Annotated in this window: 1 protein-coding gene; it reads right to left on the reverse strand. The window is 67.8% G+C overall.

Translation table 11 applies throughout. The features are described 5' to 3' along the window. Positions 1–611 (reverse strand): ATP-binding cassette domain-containing protein (locus tag FNJ47_RS46405; RefSeq protein ID WP_163163499.1); only part of this gene is annotated, 611 nt, incomplete at its 3' end. Positions 612–659: the final 48 nt, after the last annotated feature.

A 659-nucleotide genomic window follows, 5' to 3' on the forward strand; every position in this document is an offset into this window, starting at 1 on the left:
GTGACCATTACCGTGGTCAAGGCGAGCCTGCGATGCAGGGCGCGATACTCATCGCCGAGGGTGTCGCGGGTCAGCGGATCGAGCGCGCCGAAGGGTTCGTCCATCAGCATGATACGAGGACGGGCGGCGAGCGCCCGCGCCACGCCGACACGCTGCTGCTGCCCGCCCGACAGTTCATGCGGAAAGCGATCGTGATGGAGGGCGCGATCGAGCCGCACCAGGTCGATGAGCTCATCGACCCGTGCGGCGATTTCGGCAGCGGGCCAACCGAGCAGTCTCGGCGTGACGGCGATGTTGTCGGCGACGCGCATATGCGGGAACAGCCCGCCGCTCTGGAACACGTAGCCCATGCGCCGGCGCAAGCGCACCGGATCGACGCCGCGCACGTCCGCGCCCTCCACGATGACGCGGCCGCTGTCGGGGGCGAGCAGGCGGTTGGCAAGCCGCAGCAGGGTGGATTTGCCGGAGCCGGAGGCGCCGACGATCGCCAGGAATTCCCCCGCGGCAATATCGAGCGAGACATCGTCGACGGCTGTGATGCGTTCGCCGTCGTGACCGCCGGCAAAGCGCTTCCCGACATGGGCGTAGGCGATCAGCGGTGCGAGTGCCATGGTTGGACTGGACCAGCGCGAGTGTCCCGAATCCGAGTTCGCTTCATT

The sequence above is a fragment of the Bradyrhizobium uaiense genome (assembly GCF_010811875.1).
In the GTDB taxonomy this organism is placed as follows: Bacteria; Pseudomonadota; Alphaproteobacteria; order Rhizobiales; family Xanthobacteraceae; genus Bradyrhizobium; species Bradyrhizobium uaiense.